1 pseudogene is annotated in these 855 nt (G+C 65.8%); it reads left to right on the top strand.

Going from position 1 to position 855, the window contains the following annotated elements:
- Nucleotides 1–855, top strand: a pseudogene (locus tag EOA24_RS39740) (hypothetical protein); the annotation flags it as partial.

Raw genomic sequence — 855 nt, 5'->3', positions numbered from 1 at the left:
ATCTATTACGACGCCAGGGGCAATCGGGTGCTGGTCGATGCCGACACCGGCAAGGTCATCGCCATCCAGCCGCCGGGGAGCAGGCTCGACCGCCGGGCGCTTCGCCGGCAGCGCATGCAGGAGCTCGGCCGCGCGCCGGCCGAGGACGACGACCGCTACTATCTCGACAATCCCGAGGACATGGCTCGCTTCCGCCGGCGGCAGCTGGAGGAGAATGGCCGGGTCATCCCGCCGCCGGTCGACGAATACGATCCCAATAGCGGCGACAATTCCGTCGATGCCTATCCGCCGGCGCCCAACAATGACGAAGGCTACGCCACCACCTATCCGGAAGAGCCGAAGTCCAACACGATCAAGCGCCAGCCGCTGAACGAGGCGTCGATCGACCCGGAGCAGCCGGGCCAGGGCGAGGTGCTGCAGACCAATCCGCAGGCCTCGTTGCCGCCGAACACGGGCGGCAAGGCCAGTGTCGATCCGTCGCTGTCGCTCGGGGTGCGTCAGGATGTTGCCGCGCTGCAGGTGCTGCTCGATCGCGGCGGCGCCTCGCCGGGCGTGATCGATGGGCGCTTCGGCTCCAATGTCGACAAGGCGCTGGCCGCCTATAACGAAATAAACGGCACCAATCTGAAGTCGACAGATGCGGTCGGCATCCAGGCCGCGCTCGCCCAGTCGGGCGGCGATCCCTTTGCTTCCTACACGATCACGCCGGAAGACGCGGCCGGCCCGTATGTCGCCTCGATCCCCGAGGATTACAGCCAGAAGGCCAAGCTCAACTGCATGTGCTACACCTCGGTCACCGAGGCGCTGGCCGAGCGCTTCCACATGGACGAGACCTATCTGAAGTCGATCAACAAG

It is taken from the genome of Mesorhizobium sp. M2A.F.Ca.ET.039.01.1.1 (assembly GCF_003998035.1).
Taxonomy (GTDB): domain Bacteria; phylum Pseudomonadota; class Alphaproteobacteria; order Rhizobiales; family Rhizobiaceae; genus Mesorhizobium.
The sequence above is the reverse complement of the archived record's forward strand: the minus strand, read 5'-3'. Positions and strand labels throughout refer to the sequence as shown.